The organism is secondary endosymbiont of Trabutina mannipara, from assembly GCF_900090215.1.
Classification (GTDB): Bacteria; Pseudomonadota; Gammaproteobacteria; order Enterobacterales; family Enterobacteriaceae; genus Mikella.
The window spans coordinates 154,248-172,384 of the sequence record NZ_LT594522.1 but is presented as its reverse complement, the minus strand read 5'-3'; the positions used below and the strand labels follow the sequence as shown (position 1 = coordinate 172,384).

14 protein-coding genes, 5 tRNA genes and 3 pseudogenes are annotated in these 18,137 nt (G+C 32.5%); 7 read left to right on the top strand and 15 right to left on the bottom strand.

All coding sequences use genetic code 11. From position 1 onward, the window contains the following. Positions 1-50: 50 nt before the first annotated feature. Positions 51-572: an RNA pyrophosphohydrolase gene (gene rppH, locus TREMTM_RS00860; protein WP_083172404.1), complete on the bottom strand. Its 522-nt coding sequence runs from the start codon at positions 570-572 to the stop codon at positions 51-53. A gap of 219 nt (positions 573-791) precedes the next feature. Here rppH and mutH point away from each other — a divergent pair, with 219 nt between their 5' ends. Further along, the gene (gene mutH, locus TREMTM_RS00855; RefSeq protein ID WP_083172402.1) at positions 792-1,508 is read left to right on the top strand and encodes a DNA mismatch repair endonuclease MutH; all 717 of its coding nucleotides are present in this window, start codon (positions 792-794) and stop codon (positions 1,506-1,508) included. 67 nt (positions 1,509-1,575) lie between these two features. Here mutH and ligA read toward each other — a convergent pair whose 3' ends face one another. The 4 genes and pseudogenes from ligA to rpmF form a co-directional block, all read right to left on the bottom strand. Continuing rightward, a complete protein-coding gene (gene ligA, locus TREMTM_RS00850) occupies positions 1,576-3,345 on the bottom strand; it encodes an NAD-dependent DNA ligase LigA (RefSeq protein WP_083172400.1) in 1,770 nt (589 codons plus the stop codon). A 113-nt stretch (positions 3,346-3,458) separates the two neighbouring features. Then, on the bottom strand, positions 3,459-3,692 hold the full coding sequence (gene acpP / locus TREMTM_RS00845) for an acyl carrier protein (RefSeq protein WP_083172398.1): 234 nt from the start codon (positions 3,690-3,692) through the stop codon (positions 3,459-3,461). Between the two features lie 110 nt (positions 3,693-3,802). Next, positions 3,803-3,969 (bottom strand): annotated as a pseudogene (locus TREMTM_RS01545) (SDR family oxidoreductase); the annotation flags it as partial. 13 nt (positions 3,970-3,982) lie between these two features. After that, positions 3,983-4,159 (bottom strand): 50S ribosomal protein L32, encoded by a 177-nt coding sequence (rpmF, locus tag TREMTM_RS00835; protein WP_083172396.1) that lies wholly within the window; start codon positions 4,157-4,159, stop codon positions 3,983-3,985. Positions 4,160-4,502: 343 nt separating this feature from the next. Here rpmF and TREMTM_RS00830 point away from each other — a divergent pair. The 3 genes from TREMTM_RS00830 (at position 4,503) to TREMTM_RS00820 (ending at position 4,761) form a co-directional block, all read left to right on the top strand. Further along, a tRNA-Gly gene (locus TREMTM_RS00830) sits at positions 4,503-4,577 on the top strand. An 11-nt stretch (positions 4,578-4,588) separates the two neighbouring features. Further along, positions 4,589-4,659 (top strand) — tRNA-Cys (locus TREMTM_RS00825). 16 nt (positions 4,660-4,675) lie between these two features. Further along, a tRNA-Leu gene (locus TREMTM_RS00820) sits at positions 4,676-4,761 on the top strand. A gap of 159 nt (positions 4,762-4,920) precedes the next feature. Here the strand turns inward: TREMTM_RS00820 and TREMTM_RS01625 are convergent. Beyond that, positions 4,921-5,576 (bottom strand): annotated as a pseudogene (locus TREMTM_RS01625) (FAD-binding oxidoreductase). Between the two features lie 86 nt (positions 5,577-5,662). On the opposite strand from TREMTM_RS01625, the gene TREMTM_RS00810 reads away from it, so the two are divergent. Further along, positions 5,663-5,750: transfer RNA gene (locus tag TREMTM_RS00810), tRNA-Ser, on the top strand. 14 nt (positions 5,751-5,764) lie between these two features. Here the strand turns inward: TREMTM_RS00810 and asd are convergent. The 9 genes and pseudogenes from asd to rpsP all read right to left on the bottom strand — a co-directional run bounded on the left by asd (position 5,765) and on the right by rpsP (position 14,101). Continuing rightward, entirely contained in the window at positions 5,765-6,871 is a 1,107-nt protein-coding gene (gene asd / locus TREMTM_RS00805; protein ID WP_083172394.1) for an aspartate-semialdehyde dehydrogenase, read from the bottom strand. A gap of 136 nt (positions 6,872-7,007) precedes the next feature. After that, on the bottom strand, positions 7,008-8,021 hold the full coding sequence (gene argF, locus TREMTM_RS00800; protein WP_083172650.1) for an ornithine carbamoyltransferase: 1,014 nt from the start codon (positions 8,019-8,021) through the stop codon (positions 7,008-7,010). A gap of 69 nt (positions 8,022-8,090) precedes the next feature. Next, on the bottom strand, positions 8,091-10,946 hold the full coding sequence (locus tag TREMTM_RS00795) for a valine--tRNA ligase (RefSeq protein WP_083172392.1): 2,856 nt from the start codon (positions 10,944-10,946) through the stop codon (positions 8,091-8,093). 172 nt (positions 10,947-11,118) lie between these two features. Further along, positions 11,119-11,220 (bottom strand): annotated as a pseudogene (locus TREMTM_RS01600) (hypothetical protein); the annotation flags it as partial. 666 nt (positions 11,221-11,886) lie between these two features. Further along, positions 11,887-11,968: transfer RNA gene (locus TREMTM_RS00785), tRNA-Leu, on the bottom strand. 115 nt (positions 11,969-12,083) lie between these two features. Further along, complete coding sequence (gene rplS / locus TREMTM_RS00780; RefSeq protein WP_083172390.1) at positions 12,084-12,440, bottom strand: 50S ribosomal protein L19; 357 nt, start codon at positions 12,438-12,440, stop codon at positions 12,084-12,086. A 36-nt stretch (positions 12,441-12,476) separates the two neighbouring features. Beyond that, positions 12,477-13,235, bottom strand: a complete 759-nt coding sequence (trmD, locus tag TREMTM_RS00775) for a tRNA (guanosine(37)-N1)-methyltransferase TrmD (protein WP_083172648.1) — start codon at positions 13,233-13,235, stop codon at positions 12,477-12,479. A gap of 26 nt (positions 13,236-13,261) precedes the next feature. Continuing rightward, entirely contained in the window at positions 13,262-13,825 is a 564-nt protein-coding gene (gene rimM, locus TREMTM_RS00770) for a ribosome maturation factor RimM (protein ID WP_083172388.1), read from the bottom strand. A 30-nt stretch (positions 13,826-13,855) separates the two neighbouring features. After that, the gene (gene rpsP / locus TREMTM_RS00765; RefSeq protein WP_083172386.1) at positions 13,856-14,101 is read right to left on the bottom strand and encodes a 30S ribosomal protein S16; all 246 of its coding nucleotides are present in this window, start codon (positions 14,099-14,101) and stop codon (positions 13,856-13,858) included. 471 nt (positions 14,102-14,572) lie between these two features. Here rpsP and dnaX point away from each other — a divergent pair, with 471 nt between their 5' ends. Continuing rightward, positions 14,573-16,237 (top strand): DNA polymerase III subunit gamma/tau, encoded by a 1,665-nt coding sequence (dnaX, locus tag TREMTM_RS00760; RefSeq protein WP_083172384.1) that lies wholly within the window; start codon positions 14,573-14,575, stop codon positions 16,235-16,237. Positions 16,238-16,720: 483 nt separating this feature from the next. Continuing rightward, on the top strand, positions 16,721-18,127 hold the full coding sequence (cysS, locus tag TREMTM_RS00755) for a cysteine--tRNA ligase (RefSeq protein WP_083172382.1): 1,407 nt from the start codon (positions 16,721-16,723) through the stop codon (positions 18,125-18,127). Positions 18,128-18,137: the final 10 nt, after the last annotated feature.

Genomic DNA, 18,137 nt, shown 5'->3' with positions numbered 1-18,137 from the left:
AATATTAAATGATAAATAATAGATCACAGTATACAATATAATTATTGTAATTATTGCATTAAATGCGCCTGCTTTAAACACGGCACAACATTGTTATGTAACGGCATTACTACTCTGTAAAATTCATTCATTACTCTACGGTAAACACCACGTTTAAAGTAAATAATCTGACGTACAGGGTACCAAAAATTAACCCAACGCCAACAATCAAATTCAGGTATTCCCCCAATTCGCATATTAATATCTCTATCAGAACACACAAGCTGTAGCAAAAACCATTTTTGTTTCTGACCAATACACACCGGCTTCATATCCCAGCGTACCAACCTCTTTGGAAGTTTATAACGTATCCAATTATGCGTAGAAGCTAGGACACGTACATCTTTGTGACTCAAACCAACCTCCTCAAATAGCTCGCGGTACATCGCTTGCTCAGCGGTCTCGCAATCATTAATGCCTCCTTGGGGAAATTGCCAAGAATGATGCCTGTATCTCCTAGCCCACAGTACTTTTCTGTCAAGATTACATATTACAATACCAACATTTTGTCTGTAGCCATCACCATCAATCACTATATGATCTCTTATTTTTATGTTGAAGAATATTTAAATAATTTAAAATTAATTAATTTTATCAAAAATGTAATCTAAAATAACTATTTTAGTTTTTATATTAATTATTATGCTATTATAATTAGCATTTTATAATGGCGTGCAGCAAATACAATTCATCATAATGATAATTTTATCTTATTCATTTTTATAATTATTATTATAATTTTTATTTAATTTATGAATACAAAAATAAAAAACTTCATTCCATATACCTTTCCGCTAGACCCCCCTAAAGACGAAAATGCCTTGCTACATAGAGCTAATTCTTTGTTTGGTTATACACTGGGTGAATTATCTATATATGCTAAATTAGAGATTCCCCCTAATCTTAAACGTAATAAAGGATGGATTGGCATGTTACTAGAACGCTATCTAGGCGCTAGCGCCAAAAGTAAATCTGAGCAAGATTTTGCATCCATCGGCATAGAGCTAAAAACTATTCCTGTAGATATAAGCAGACGACCATTAGAAACTACTTTTATCTGTGTAGCGCCGCTTACTGGTAATAGCGGGGTAACATGGGAAACTAGTTATGTGCGCTATAAGCTGTCTAGGGTACTTTGGATTCCTATAGAAGGACATCGAACAATACCGCTGGCAATGCGGCGCATAGGTGTGCCGCTATTGTGGAGTTTAAACGCAAAAGAAGAGCTTCAATTAAAAAGTGACTGGGAAGAACTAATGGATTTGATTGTTTTAGGTAAAGTAGAAAATATTACCGCTCACCACGGTGATATGCTTCATTTACGTCCCAAAGCTTCTAACGGGAAAGCTCTAACTGCAGCTATCGGCAAATTTGGCCAACCAATACTTACGATGCCGCTAGGTTTTTATCTAAGAAAAAAATTTACTGCTAAAATCCTAGAGAGGTATTCCATATATTATCTATTATAATAACAACTGTTATTTTTGATAATTTATATCATTTACGCTGATCTTTTTTAGCATATCTAGCGCTAACTTATTTTTTCTCAGATATCGAAATACAAATTGGAGGATTCAATAAATCCTGAATAACATTCAGATTATAGCTTTTCTTAAAAAAGTTGCATACATGGGTTGCCACAATTTTGCCGATGTTTTCTTTCAAAGAGTCTAGATCTGCAGTGATCAAAGCATCTAGCGTTTTATAGCTAGCAGCTAGGTTTGCAGCAGTTGCCTCTCCTACTTCGTAAATACCTAATGCATATATAAAACGCGCTAAAGTAGTTTTTTTAGATATTTTTAGCGATTGCAACAATTTTTTTGCTGATTTTGGCCCGATTCTTTCTAACTTAATTAAAATATCTTCATTCAATCTGAACAAATCAGCTGGTGTTTTTACTAAATGACGCTTTACTAGTTGATCAATAATCTTATCTCCCATGCCTTCAATATCCATCGCCAGACGCGAAACAAAACGTTTAATTGCTTCTTTACGTTGCGCCGCGCAGAATAAACCAGCTGAACAACGCAACAAAGCATTACCTTCTATGTGCTCAATTTTTGAGCCACAAATAGGACATTGGGATGGAAATATTACCTGTAGTGCCTTTTTCGGACGTTTAAAAGAAACTATTCCAATAATCTGCGGTATAACATTACCAGCGCGGCGAACAACAACTGTATCACCAATCATGATCCCTAGCCGCTTAACCTCATTAATATTGTGTAGAGTAGCGTTGCTAACTATAGCACCAGAAACTAATACCGGCTTAAGCCGGGCTACAGGGGTAATTATTCCGGTACGACCTACCTGAAAATCTACTTTTTGCACCTTAGTTAATTGCTCGTGAGCAGGTAATTTATATGCTATAGCCCAACGAGGAGCGCGGGATATAAAACCTAAACGCTGCTGTAGTAGCAACGAGTCAACTTTAATTACTACACCGTCAATATCAAATCCAAATAATGACCTGTTTTTATTTGCTTTTTGATAAAAATCTAGCACCTCCGCACTTCCAATACAACGTCTACTGTAATTACTAACAGGTATGCCCCAAGCTTTCAATTGTTGCAGCAGCTCCCAATGACTATCTGATAGCAGCACGCCTTCTTTTACTAAACCAACGCCGTAACAGTTAAAAATTAAAGGCCTACAAGCGGTAATTGCTGGATCTAATTGGCGCAATGATCCTGCAGCAGCGTTACGAGGATTGGAAAATAATTTGCTTCCTTCTTTTTTAGCCATTGTATTCAACTGCAAGAATCCTGCTTGTGACATGAATACTTCACCACGTATTTCTATTAGGCTGGGCCAATTATCGTAATTTTTTAAACTAAGAGGAATAGTACTGATAGTACGTATATTTGCAGTTATATTCTCTCCTGTGTTACCGTCACCTCTAGTAGCAGCCTGCACAAGCACGCCACTATCATATATAATGCTGACTGCTAAACCATCTAGCTTTAATTCACAACAATATACAATATCATTATTGTATTTTAGTCTTTTACGCAACCGATTATCAAATCTAAGAAAACCAGAATTATCAAAAACATTATCTAGCGATAACATCGGTACTTCATGATGTACTTTGCCAAATTTATTTGTAACTTTTACTCCAACGCGCTGGCTTGGAGAATCAATAGTCAATAAATCTGGTCTTTTATACTCTAAATAACGAAGTTCTTCCATTACAATATCATATTCTATATCTGGTACTTCAGGATAATTTTCTAAGTAATAGAGATACTCCCAATGTTGGAGCTTTTCACGCAGCTTAATAATATGTTGTTCTATTTTTTCCATGATTTTATCACTAAGCAAAATATCTTCAATTTAAGATCAAGGCATTAAATTAATATAGCAATTTTTGTAATTTATAGCCACCAATCTACATTTTTTAATATTCATAATAATTCCTACTGGTTATACTGAATAAAATCAATAGCTGCCTGAACAGTAGTAATTTTCTCCGCTTCTTCATCCGTAATTTCAATATCAAACTCTTCCTCTAATGCCATTATAAGTTCTACGGTGTCCAGAGAGTCAGCACCGAGGTCATCAACAAAAGATGCACTATTAATGACTTCTTCTTTTTTAACTCCTAGCTGGTCAACAATAATTTCCTTAACGCTATCTTCGATAGTGCTCATACTATTAAATTTCCTATCCCCAATATATTTTTAAAATAAATATCTTCTTTAAGAAGATGCAATTTGTCATATTATTTTATTAATTTTAACATTATTAATTTTAACATATATTATAATTTATACCATAATATAACGCCAATGATGTTATATATGCCTCCGTTTACATGTATTGTCTCGCCGGTAATGTATGATGCTTCATCAGAAGCAAAAAAAGCTACAGTACTAGCTATTTCTGAGAGCTAAAACGATTTGCTGGAATATTAGATAATATTCCTGAAAAAGGATAAAAATTATTTGGATATTGATATAACTTTACGGCCACGGTAAAAACCTTTTGCGGTGATATGGTGAAGCCGGTGTATTTCACCGGAAGTTTTATCTATTGTTAAAGTAGAAGTTATCAGCGCATCATGTGAACGACGCATACCCCGTTTCGAACGGGTATGTTTATTTTGCTGTACTGCCATTAATTTTACTCCAATTTTTAAGCATTAGTTACTGAAAAAATTCAGAATACTGCACTGATAAAAAAATTAATTGTATGATAAAAAAATCAAGGATAATTTTCAATATTACATGCATAAATAAATAATAAATTTCATAAATATTTTAATTTTTTATTTTTAAAAAAAATTTAAAGTAGTTATTGAAATTTTTTTAAAATACTCATAATTTTTTTAAAAAAATTATTATTAAATAAACAAACTAATATCTTATTCTTAAAATTATTCTTACTAATATTAAATTATTCTTTTTATATTGACTTATACTGAAAAATGAGATATCTAAAATAAATATGCGCTGGAATGCGCGGGAATAGCTCAGTGGTAGAGCACAACCTTGCCAAGGTTGGGGTCGCGAGTTCGATCCTCGTTTCCCGCTCCAATCCAATTTAAGGCGCGTTGGCAGAGTGGCCATGCATCGGATTGCAAATCCGTCTACCCCGGTTCAATTCCGGGACGTGCCTTTAGTTTTTCGTAAATACCCGGGTGGTGAAATCGGCAGACACAAGGGATTTAAAATCCCTCAGCTTTTAGCTATACGAGTTCAACTCTCGTCCCGGGTACCATTATAGGCTGTAAATTATTGAGCTTGCAATTCTTACAATGCAAATTGTATTTAGCAATGTAGAATTTAATAACCGATCTAAATAATATTTTTCTCTATCTTCTTCTTAGATAAGATTTAAGTTTCATGGATTTAAGTTTCATGATGAATAATGCAAATTTTACCAGTAATTTTCAATAGTTATCTGGCCATGATTGTACATAGAATGTATCAGCATACCGCGGCTGTTATTTAACACACATATTAGGATTTACACATTATATGGCTATTTTCAATATCTAACTTTAGATCTACAGCTAATTCAAGCGAACCATTTGCAATTAATGATGGAATACGTCCAGTTAGATATCCAGGAACCTTTTCGCAACTAATTCGCAACTAATTACTGTTTGTATTTTCAATTTTCATTTATAACGATGCTGTAGTTTCAGCATCTGTGGTAGATAATTAAGGTTATGAACAAAACGTACTGCGTGTATCAGAATAATTCTCCTAAATTTTTCAATTACCTTGCTATGCTCAATAATTGATAAATAAGGTCCTATCGCGGTCTGCTTCTTTAGTTATCATTAGGTTATTGCCATAGAGCATGACTTAATTTTCCATTAGGAACAGAAATAATGTAAAATTCTAATTTATAATTTTGCAGTGCATTAACATATGAATAAGCTCGCTGAATTTTTTCTCCATGAATATTCATTTCATTACTTAGTAAATTGTCCTGCAGTAAAATGATAAATTGGAGCATGTACTATTAAACTAACCATTCATCCAATGTTTTCTATGTACCACATTACCTGTTACCCAGGTAGCCATAGTAGTTCCTATTTAAATAGTTTTTTTAAAAAAATTTAGTGCTTTAAAGTAAACTATAATTATAATATAGTTAATTTTACATATGAGGTGAGGTGTCCGAGTGGCTAAAGGAGCACGCCTGGAAAGTGTGTATACAATAAAATTGTATCGAGGGTTCGAATCCCTCTCTCACCGTAAAAATATTTTTATTAATTCGATAATTGGCGTAACATCCGTCGCAGAGGTTCTGCAGCTCCCCACAACAGTTGATCTCCTACAGTGAAAGCTGAAATATATTCAGGACCTATATTTAATTTACGCAGTCTACCCACAGGGATTTTTAGTGTTCCAGTTACCACTGCTGGAGTTAATTCCTGTATAGATAGTTCACGATCATTGGGCACTACGCTTACCCATTCATTATGAGTTGCGAGCAATATTTCAATTTCAGCTAACGAAACATTTTTTTTCAACTTTAACGTAAAAGCTTGACTATGACAGCGCAAAGCTCCTATACGCACACACAAACCGTCTATCGGTATTAACTTACTGGTATTAAGAATTTTATTAGTTTCTGCTTGTCCTTTCCATTCTTCGCGACTCTGACCATTTTCTAGCTGTTTATCAATCCATGGAATCAAACTACCTACCAGCGGGACGCCAAAATTATCTGTCATCAAAGTACCACTGCGAGTTAGTTCGGTGAACCGACGTTCTATTTCTAGAATAGAAAATGCAGGATCTTGTAAGGGTTTAGCTATAGTATCATAAAATTGCACCATTTGTACTAATAGTTCACGCATATGACGAGCTCCACCTCCAGATGCTGCTTGATAAGTAGCAACTGAGATCCATTCAACTAAATTGTTAGCGAATAACCCTCCTAGTGCCATTAGCATTAGACTTACAGTACAGTTACCGCCAACAAAAGTTTTAATACCTTGATTTAGACCCTGTTGTATTAATGATTTGTTTATAGGATCAAGTATTATAATAGCGTCATCATACATACGCAGAGACGAAGCTGCATCAATCCAGTATCCTTGCCAGCCAATTTTACGCAATTGAGGATATATTTCTTTTGTATAATCACCACCCTGACAGGTAACAATAATATCTAAATCTCTGAGCATTTTTAGATCCATAGCGTTATGCAATCTATTATGATAGCTATTTACCAGTGGTGCTGACTGACCATACTGAGTACTTGAAAAAAATACTGGTCTGATATGATCAAAATCATGTTCTTCTATCATGCGTTGCATCAATACCGAACCTACTAATCCGCGCCAACCAATAAAACCAACATTTTTCATGTTTTATTAATCTCTTTGCATTATTTTCCAGTTAGGAGTAGTGTCTAATTTTTTATATATAAAAATTTATTTTATAGCTAAAATAAATTAACTTAATTTAAACATTACATTATATGTTTTTGCTTTATTAAGAGCATTAATTGATATTTGTTACTAATGTTGCAACCATTACTGCTTTAATTGTATGCAATCTATTTTCTGCTTGATCAAATACCACACTATGTGGGGATTCAAAAACATCATTTGTAACTTCTATACCACCAACTAGGCCGTACTGTTCAATTAGTTGCTTACCTATAATTGTTTGCTTATTATGAAATGCTGGTAAACAATGTAAAAATTTTACTTTTGAATTACCAGTTTGATGAAGCATGGTCATATTTATTTGATAACTACGCAGCATTTCGATTCGTTCTTGCCATACATTTTTATCTTCGCCCATTGATACCCATACATCGGTATAAATAAAGTCTACATTTTTTACTCCTGTAGCTATATCTTGAGTAAGAGTTATATTACCTCCGTTTTTATGTGCCAGTTTACGGCAAGATACTACCAGATCATAATTTGGCCAAAAAGTGCTGGGTGCTATAATACGTAGATTAATACCAGTTAGCGCTGCAGCTTCTAGAAGCGTATTACTTATATTATTTCGAGCGTCACCGACATAGGCAAGTTTCATTTTATTAAATTTTTTTTCTGGTAAAAATTCTTGCATAGTAAGCATATCAGCCAGTACCTGAGTAGGATGAAACTCATTTGTTAATCCGTTCCATACTGGCACTCCTGCATAAAGCGCTATTTTTTCAACAATTGACTGATCATATCCACGATACTGAATAGCATCATACATTCTTCCTAAGATTATAGCAGAATCCTTAATAGATTCTTTATAGCCTATATGGCTCCCATTTAGTCCTAAATATGTTACACGAGCACCCTGATCAAACGCTGCTACTTCAAAAGAACATCTGGTACGTGTTGAATCTTTTTCGAATATAAGTGCAATATTTTTACCTGCTAGAAGCGGTATTTCGCATTTAGTACGTTTTTGGTATTTTAAGCTAGTTGCTAGAGCTAGTAATTGATTAATTTCTGCAGATGTAAAATCCATCAATCTTAAAAAATTACGTTTAACTAACTTATTTATCATATTATTTCCATAATTTATGGTTTAGTTTCCTTAATTAATATTTTAAGATTGCATAATAAACTTACACTAGCTAGTAGCTATAAGCGTATGCTGTTCTAGCAATTTTGTCCTATATTTATGATATTTTTTTAGTTTTTCTAGTTCTTTTGCTACTACTTTTTCAGGAGCATGATCAATAAATTTTTTATTACTTAGCTTGGTAGTGATACGGTCTATTTCTCTTTCAATACATTTTTTTTCTTTTTCAAGACGTTCTAATTCAGTATTTTTATTTATTATACCTGCAATAGGGATTAAAAGTTCGGCGCCTTCTATAATTTGCGTTACAGAAATAGGTCCTTTATCGTTAACAGGTAATATAGTAATGCTGTCAAGCTTAGCTATATTTATTATAAATTTCATGTTATTATGTATTCTATGTACTACTGCTGATGAAGCTTGTCGAAACAAAACCGATAACTGCTTATTTGGTGCAATATTCATCTTTGTACGAAGATTGCGTACCGCAATAATAGTTTGTTTTATCCATTCTATATCAGTAAGTGCATTTACGTCCGCAATTTTGGTATCATAATCAGGAAAAGGTTGTAGCATAATAGTTGGTCCCTGTTTTCTAGTGAGCATCTTTACTCTCTGCCAGATAGTTTCAGTAATAAAAGGAAGAATTGGGTGTGCTAAACGAAGCAACGCTTCTAGTACTTTAACTAAGGTATGACGGGTACCGCGCAATTCAGCATCGCTACCACAGCTTATAATTGGCTTAGTTAATTCTAGATACCATCCGCAGAACTGGTTCCAAGTAAATTCATATAAAATACCAGCTGCTAAATCAAAACGGTAATTATTTAACGCATCACGGAATAACTTAACTGTATTATTAAATTTTGTCATGATCCAACGATCAGCTATAGAAAGAGTTTTATAACCTCCGTAAAAACCGCAATCCTGCTCTTCAGTATTTATCAAAACAAAGCGGCTAGCATTCCATAATTTATTGCAAAAATGATAATAACCTTTTAAACGATTCATATCCCAGTTAATATCGCGTCCAGTAGAAGCTAAAGCAATAATGGTTAAGCGTAGAGCATCTGTGCCGTGCGGCTCTATTCCATTCGGAAACTGTTTTGTGGTGCTCTTGCGAATCTTATCTGCTAATTTGGGATTCATCATATTACCAGTGCGTTTTTTCAATAAATTTTCTAAAGAAATTCCATCTATCATATCTAAAGGATCAATGATGTTACCTTTAGACTTAGACATCTTCTGTCCTTCTTCATCCCGAATTAAACCAGTAATATAGACATTCTTAAACGGAACTTGCGGTCTGCCATTTTTATCTTTAATAAAATGCATAGTTAGCATAATCATACGTGCTATCCAGAAGAATATGATATCAAAACCACTAACAACCAAGTTAGTGGGATGGAATATGCTTAAAGATTCTGTATTTTCTGGCCATCCTAAAGTAGAGAATGTCCATATTCCTGAAGAAAACCAAGTATCTAGTACATCTTCGTCCTGATATAGGATAACCTTATTTCCTAATTTGTGCATTTTACGCACTTCGTTCTCATTTCTACCTACATAAACCTTACCTTCAATGTCATACCAAGCTGGAATACGATGTCCCCACCATAATTGGCGAGAAATACACCAATCCTTAATATCACGCATCCAACTAAAATACATATTTTCGTATTGTTTGGGTATAAATTTAATAGCACCCTGCTCTACAGCTTTTATTGCTACTTTTGCTAATGGCGCTGTGCGTACGTACCATTGATCAGTTAACATAGGTTCAATAACTACACCGCCACGATTACTATAAGGTACTGTAATATTATGGTCTTTAACTTCGACGATAAATCCCAAACGGTCTAATTCCGTAACTATTGCTTTACGTGCAGTAAAAAGGTCTAGACCTCTAAATGCTGCTGGAATTTCTCCTGATAACAATTGGCTAGGTTTTCCGTTTGTATCGAATACTTGAGCTTCTTGGTGAATATTTCCATCAAAAGTTAAAATATTAACCATCGGTAAAGCATGGCGCTTACCTACCTCATAGTCATTAAAATCATGCGCTGGTGTAATTTTGACACATCCTGTACCTTTTTTAATATCTACATAATCATCGCCTAGAATTTTAATTCTTCTGCCAAGAAGTGGCAAAATAACGAATTTACCTATTAAATTTTGATAGCGATGATCTGCTGGGTTTACCGCTATACCTGTATCACCAAAAATTGTTTCTGGTCTTGTAGTAGCAACTACTAGATAATCTAAACCATCTTTAGTACGTACGTTATCTGCTAGTTGGTAGCGCAAGTGCCATATTGAACCTTTCAATTCACGATTTTCTACTTCTAAATCAGAAATCGCAGTGTGTAATTTTGGATCCCAATTTACTAAACGTTTACCACGATAAATAAAACCTTCCTGATACAGACAAACGAAAACTTCTTTTACTGAATTGGATATTCCATCATCCATAGTAAAACGCTCGCGCTCCCAATCTACTGAATTTCCTAAACGACGCATCTGATATGTAATAGTGCTACTTGATTGCGCTTTCCACTGCCAAATTTTTTTAGTAAATGCATCACGTCCGTAATCATGACAAGTTTTTTTTTCTTCTTCTGAAATTTTTCGTTCAACTAACATCTGTGTGGCGATTCCAGCATGATCAGTACCTACCTGCCACAAGGTATTTTTACCCTGCATACGTTGATAACGAATTAAAGTATCCATAATGACCTGCTGAAAAGCATGTCCCATATGTAGTCTTCCAGTAACGTTTGGTGGTGGAATCATGATGCAGTAGCTATCATGCAGTATATTGCCACTTGGCTTGAAATAGCCATTATGCTCCCATTTAGCATATAAATGCTGCTCAATATCTTTTGGATTGTATATTTTCTCCATAAATCACTATGTACTCTGTTGGAAGTGTAGCCGTAGTTAATTGAAAACCAACGTTACGATAAAATTTATATCGATCACGCGCTAGCTTTTTTTAAAAAATTATTATTTGGAACAAAGTCTATCACTTCATTAAAAGAAAAGGCAAATTCTGCACATACCTGAAGCAGGCTAATTAGTATATCCCTTGATGTATCACCCCAGCTATTTTACAGCAAATTTCCACCGGAGCACTGCAACAATGTATATCACCAGATATATTATGCGGTATAAAAGCATTAACATCATTATTCCATAGAGCTTCATCAAGCTTTAATACTTGGTAATAATTTTCACATAATCACATAATATTAATACCATCTTAAATTTGCGCCATTCAATGGTAGCTAAATTACATGCAATTTTTCCATAACGTTTAGTTCGTTATTTAACGTAATATAATAATTTATTTATAATAATTTATTAGATAAAAAATTACGTTTTTCATGTGAAAATAATATACTAAGTCTACTCAAGAAACTAATCAAAAAAGTAATATCCTATAACTTGAAATTTTCAAAAAAAATTTATTTTATGTGGTACCTAAAATTGCACAATTAATTATTATCCCATGATAAGTAAATCAACTACTACCCTACAAGATACTGTTTACTGTCAAATTTTTTAAAATAGCAAATCCAGGTAATCTGAAGTAATTTTAGTAAAATAGTACCGCTAGCTATGATATAATCGTTTTTGTTGTTATCATTACTGCCAAATTACATTACGTATGGTATAGAACCTAAATAAGAGAGAGGCATGATGCGCTTAATTTAACTAGCGTATTTTGTATCAGTGATAATTATGGCTCAATGAGAGAATATCTTCTTGCAAAGATAGTAATGTAATTATAGATGATGCTAATGTCGCTTTTTTTTATTTGTTGCATAGGTGTAGTGTATAGTGCCGAAGGCCGGACTTGAACCGGCATACCATAAGGAGGTTGATTTTGAGTCAACTGCGTTTACCAATTTCGCCACTTCGGCTACAAAATTAGATAATTAAAATTAGATAATTAATGTTTTTAACATATAGTTAATAATAACTTAGTTAATAATAACTACCACAAAAATAATTTATAAAAATTTGCTAAATTTAAATTTAATTGATTCTTTTTATACGTTCTTTAATACGTGCTGCTTTACCTGTTCTTTTACGCAGATAATATAGTTTAGCTTTACGAACGACACCACAACGTTTTACCGTAATGCTATCAATAACTAAAGAGTGTATTTGAAATACACGTTCAACTACTGATCCATTTGAAATTTTACGAACAGTAAATGCTGAATGAAGACCTCTGTTACGAATAGCAATAACGAGACCCTCAAATGCCTGTAGACGTTTTTTACTTCCTTCAATAACCCATACTTTTACTTCTACTGAGTCACCTGAACGAAAAATAGGTATATTCTGCTTCAGCTGTTCTTGTTCTATTTGATTAATAATATTACTCATAAATTTATCAATTGATATAAAAGTTAATATTCTAATTTAAATTAATTTACACTCTTGATATTCTTGCTGAAATTCTATTAATAAATTTGATTCTTCTTTAGTTATAGCTATTTTTTCCAAAAGTTCAGGTCTTTTAAGCCAAGTTCGTCCTAAATTTTGTTTTAAGCGCCATCTCCGAATTTCTTTATGATTTCCTGAAAGCAAAACAGGAGGAACTGCCATACCATCTAATACTTTAGGACGTGTATAATGCGGACAATCTAGTAATCCTTTAGCAAAAGAGTCCTCTTTTACAGAGTACTCATGTCCTAGTATCCCTGGAATAAAACGTGAAATTGAATCAATTACCACCATTGCTGCTAATTCACCGCCGCTGAGCACATAATCACCTATTGACCATTCTTCATCAATTTCAGTAGCAATTAAACGCTCATCAATACCTTCATAACGACCACATACTAGAATCATTTTCTTATTATAAGAGAGTTCGCTTACACCTAAGTTATCTAGTTTGCGACCAGTAGGAGAGAGATAAATTACTTTAACTTTTTCACCTTCTGATGCATGATTTTTTGCTTTATTAATTGCATCTCGCAATGGCTGCACCATCATTAACATACCAGGTCCACCGCCGTAAGGACGATCATCTACAGTATGATGTTTATCATCAGTAAAATCACGTGGGCTCCAACATTGTACCTTCAATAAACCATTTTTAACTGCTCTTCCAGTTACTCCGTAATTAGTTATAACTCGGAACATCTCAGGAAATAAGCTTATAACACCAATCCATATTTGGATTTTTTCTTTATTATTAATATTCAAAATTTAGGATCCCAAATAACTTCAATAAATTTAGCCATAATATCAACATTTTTAATCACTTGTATATCTAAAAACGGAATTAATCGTTCTCGAATACCAAAAGCATCTTTGGGGTTAGATTTTACAACTAAAACCTCATTTGATCCAGTTTCTATTAAATTAACTACTTTCCCCATATTATAACCATTTACAGTAATTACTTGACATCCTATGAGGTCTTTCCAATAATATTGCCCTTTTTCTAATTCTGGTAATTGTGCTGTTTCTATGACAATTTCGCAATTAGTAAGTAGTATTGCTGCTTCCCTATTTTTAATGTTTATGATACTGATAATTAGATTTTTATTGTATAATTTCCAACTTTCTAACTTAATTTGCTGCCACTGATTTTTTTTTACAAACCATGGTTGATAAGTAAAAATATTTGCTGTTTCTTTAGTAAAAGAAACAACTTTAAGTTGACCACGTATACCATACGCAGATTTTATCTTGCCAATAATTATTGGTTTTATTGGTTTAACTTGTGCTGCTGTAATAATACTACTGAGTAGTTTATTCATTATTTGATTTAATTAAATCAATAATAGATATTATGCTTTTTTTGCATTTTTAATTAAAATTGATACTCTGTTAGAAACTGTTGCACCTTTACTAATCCAATGTTTAATACGATCTAAATCTAAAAAAAAACTAACAGCTCTACCAGTAGGTATGGGATTTAAAAAACCGATACGTTCAATAAAATTGCCGTCACGAGCATTACGACTATCTGTTACGACGATATGATAAAATGGGTGTTTTTTAGCGCCCCCACGTGCTAAACGAATTGTTACCATAAAACGAACATACTCTTTAGTTGATAAAAACAATTCTAATACTACCTATTTTACAGTAAATAGCAATACAATAATTATATTTTGATATTTTTAGCTATATTTTATTTAATTTTATTTAATTGCTTTATTAGTACTGAATCTGCATGCAAGAACTGAAAAATATATTTGATGCTAACTTTGCAGCTAAGATTATACAATCTGCTAATTTAGCAGATAAAAAAATCATTTAAATTTTTTTAAAATAAATTTTAATTTATGATAATTTGATTATCAATTAGCAAAATTTAAATTTTAATATAATTTACTAGATTAAAATTTATGTTATGAACATAATACCAATTTTAAAATAAACAATACTCTTAAAATATTTAAAATAAACAATACTCTTAAATAACTTAATCTTAAATAACTTAATCTTAAATAACTTAACTAAAATTAAAAATGTGTTAATATAACTAACTTTTAAAAATTATGAACTATCAAGTGCTAGCCCGTAAGTGGCGTCCCCAAAAATTTGCTGACGTAGTCGGTCAAAAACATATTTTGACGGCGTTAGCAAACAGTATTTTATTAGGAAGGATCCATCATTCATATTTATTATCTGGTATGCGCGGTGTTGGCAAAACAACTATTGCCCGTCTGCTAGCAAAAGGACTAAATTGCAAAATTGGTATTACTGATAGTCCATGCGATCAGTGTCAAAATTGCCGCGAAATTGCGCAATCTTGTTTTGTAGATCTAATTGAAATTGATGCTGCTTCGCGTACTAAAGTTGAAGATACACGTGAACTGATAGATAACGTACAATATGTTCCCACACGAGGTCGCTTTAAGATCTATATAATAGATGAAGTACATATGCTGTCACGTTATAGTTTTAACGCTCTGTTGAAAACACTAGAAGAACCTCCAGAACATGTTAAATTTTTACTAGCTACAACTGATCCTCAGAAAATTCCAGTAACTATCATTTCTCGATGTTTACAATTTCATTTAAAGGCAATTGATATAGAGCAAATACGAAATTATTTATCAAAAATTTTACATAAAGAAAATATTGCTGTTGAGCCGCAAGCACTACAGTTATTAGCTCGCGCCGCTGCAGGTAGTATGCGTGATGCTCTTAGTCTAACTGATCAGGCTATATTAATAGGTCAAGGAAAGATAAGTACCGATACGGTAAATATAATGCTAGGTACGTTAAATACCGATCAACCGTTAACTATTATTGAGTCCCTTGCCAAGGCTGATGGCGGTACTATGTTGAAACAACTTGCAAAATACGCAAAAAGCGGCATAGATTGGGAAAATTTACTAGTTGAAATACTTTATTTATTACATCGCATCGCAATAGGACAGCTATTGCAAGATCAGTTAAAATATGAAGAAAATAATGATATAATGTTACGTTTACAAAAATTAGCTCAACGTCTTTCTCCAGAGGAGTTACAGCTATATTACCAAACTATACTTATTGGAAGAAAAGAGCTTCCTTTTGCTCCTAATCCTCGGATAGGAGTTGAGATAACATTGCTACGGGCATTAGCTTTTTATCCTAACACGATGCAAGCAAAAATTATACCAGCTAGTGCAGAAAAAAAAACATCTAAATTTAGCTCTGTTATTAACAAAAAAATTTCTCTCTCTAGAGAAACTGTAACAATAGATGGATTAAATAAAAAAAAAACGAACATTGACATTAATAAAAATAAAATTATACATAAAATAATTAAGAAAAATTATAACAATATTCTAACTAACAATATTCTAACTAGTAATATATTCCTATCCGATAGGATGATCTGTGCTGAAGATCAGAAAAAAAAATTTGAAATTATGCAAATATCTTTCAATTCTTTTTATCGAATAGCTACTGCTGTGGAAGAACAAACTGTGGAAGAACAAAATCTTAATATTATACAGATTGCATCAGCTAATATTTTTGTAGAAAATAAAATTTTGCCTGATGATACAATGCATATTTTGCAGGCTAGAACAGCTTTGCTTCGATCTAAAAAACTTAAAAAAAATAAAAATGATCAATTAATAACATTACAACATAAGAAAATTGCTAACCGTGTACTAGAAAAATTATCCAAATTTGGGTTTAACAAATACAATAAAAATAATAAATAGTGTATAAAATAATTTACAACTAGTAATTAGTAGTAATTAGAATACTTATTTTATACAAAAAAGAATACAAAGAATACAGTTCTAAGTTCTGAATTACAGATATTACAGATATTTTTATTACTTTAAATTTTTTAAAAAAATTATTAAACCACCATAACAACTGCAAAAAATTTAAAAAAGCTATTTAGCTCTATAACTGTAATGTGCATTAACTAAATTAGCATTTTGAATTAGCATGAATACTTTCGTTTGCAATAAATAAAATAATCACACTATTGTGTAAAATTTTAAAAAAACACCGATAGTAATATTAGGAAAACATATAGGCAAGAAAAGCGCTGACATTCTATTCTTTGATAAAGAATCATATTGATTATACATTTATTTAATAGCTTTTTTTTATTTGTATTTGTAATTTTTTGAAAGCGCACATTAAAAAAAGAAAATAAAAAAAAGAAAAACTAAAATAATAGAAGAATTTTGATGCTTAAAATTTTTAATACACTTACACGCAAAAAAGAAAAATTTAAACCTATATCTTCAAGTAAAGTTGGTATATATGTTTGTGGAATTACTGTATATGATTTATGCCATATTGGACATGGGCGTACTTTTGTATTTTTTGATATTGTTACTCGATATCTACGATATCGAGGTTTTAATGTAAATTATATACGTAATATTACAGATATTGATGATAAAATTATAAAACGTGCTACTGAAAAAGGTGATACAGTTCAACATCTTACAGAAAGCATGATTTTGGAGATGCATAGAGATTTTGAGATACTTAATATTTTACGTCCAGATAATGAGCCTCGCGCCACACACTATATAGATGCAATAATTGAGATGGTTAGTAAGCTAATAGAAAAAAAACATGCCTATGTTGCCTATAATGGAGATATTATGTTTTCTGTTAAGACACAAAATAATTATGGCCTACTTTCCCAACAAAATATAGAGCAACTTCAAGTTTTTTCTTGCACAGAAGTTAATAAAGTAAAAAAAAATCCCATAGATTTTGTGTTGTGGAAAATGTCGAAGTATGGTGAACCTAGTTGGCAATCTCCATGGGGAAAAGGCAGACCTGGTTGGCATATTGAATGTTCAGCTATGAATATTAAGCACCTTGGTTATCATTTTGATATTCATGGTGGTGGTTCTGATTTAATTTTTCCGCATCATGAAAATGAAATTGCACAGTCCACTTGTATCCACAACGGCCCTTACGTTAATATATGGATGCATTCCGGTATGGTAATGGTTAATGGTAATAAAATGTCAAAATCAACAGGAAACTTTTTTACTGTACGTGATGTTTTGCAAAATTACGATGCTGAAACTATACGTTATTTCTTAATATCTGGTCATTATCGCAATCAACTTAATTACAGCAAAGAGAATATTAAACAAGCTAGAGCAGCAATAGAACGTCTGTATATTGCTTTACGCGGTACTGATACAACAATTGCTCCTACAGGTGGTACAAAATTTGTAGAGCAATTCATTGCTGCCATGGATGACGATTTTAATACACCAGAAGCTTATGCTGTTTTATTTAGTATAGCACGAGAAATTAATAGACTAAAAAGTCAACATCCAGATGCAGTGCCTGGTATGGCAGCAACTTTACGACATTTGGCTGGTGTTTTGGGTTTATTACAGCAAGATCCAGGTACTTTTTTACAGCAAAAAGCAAACACAGCTGATAAATCAAATAAAGTAAATAATAATGAAAATATTCAAATTGCTGCTTTAATTAAGCAACGTAATAAAGCTAGAAATTGCAAACAGTGGGCAATAGCAGATCAAATAAGAGATAAATTAAATATGCTAGGTATTGTTCTAGAAGATAACCATAAAGGTACTACCTGGCGTCGTAACTAAATATAATCGA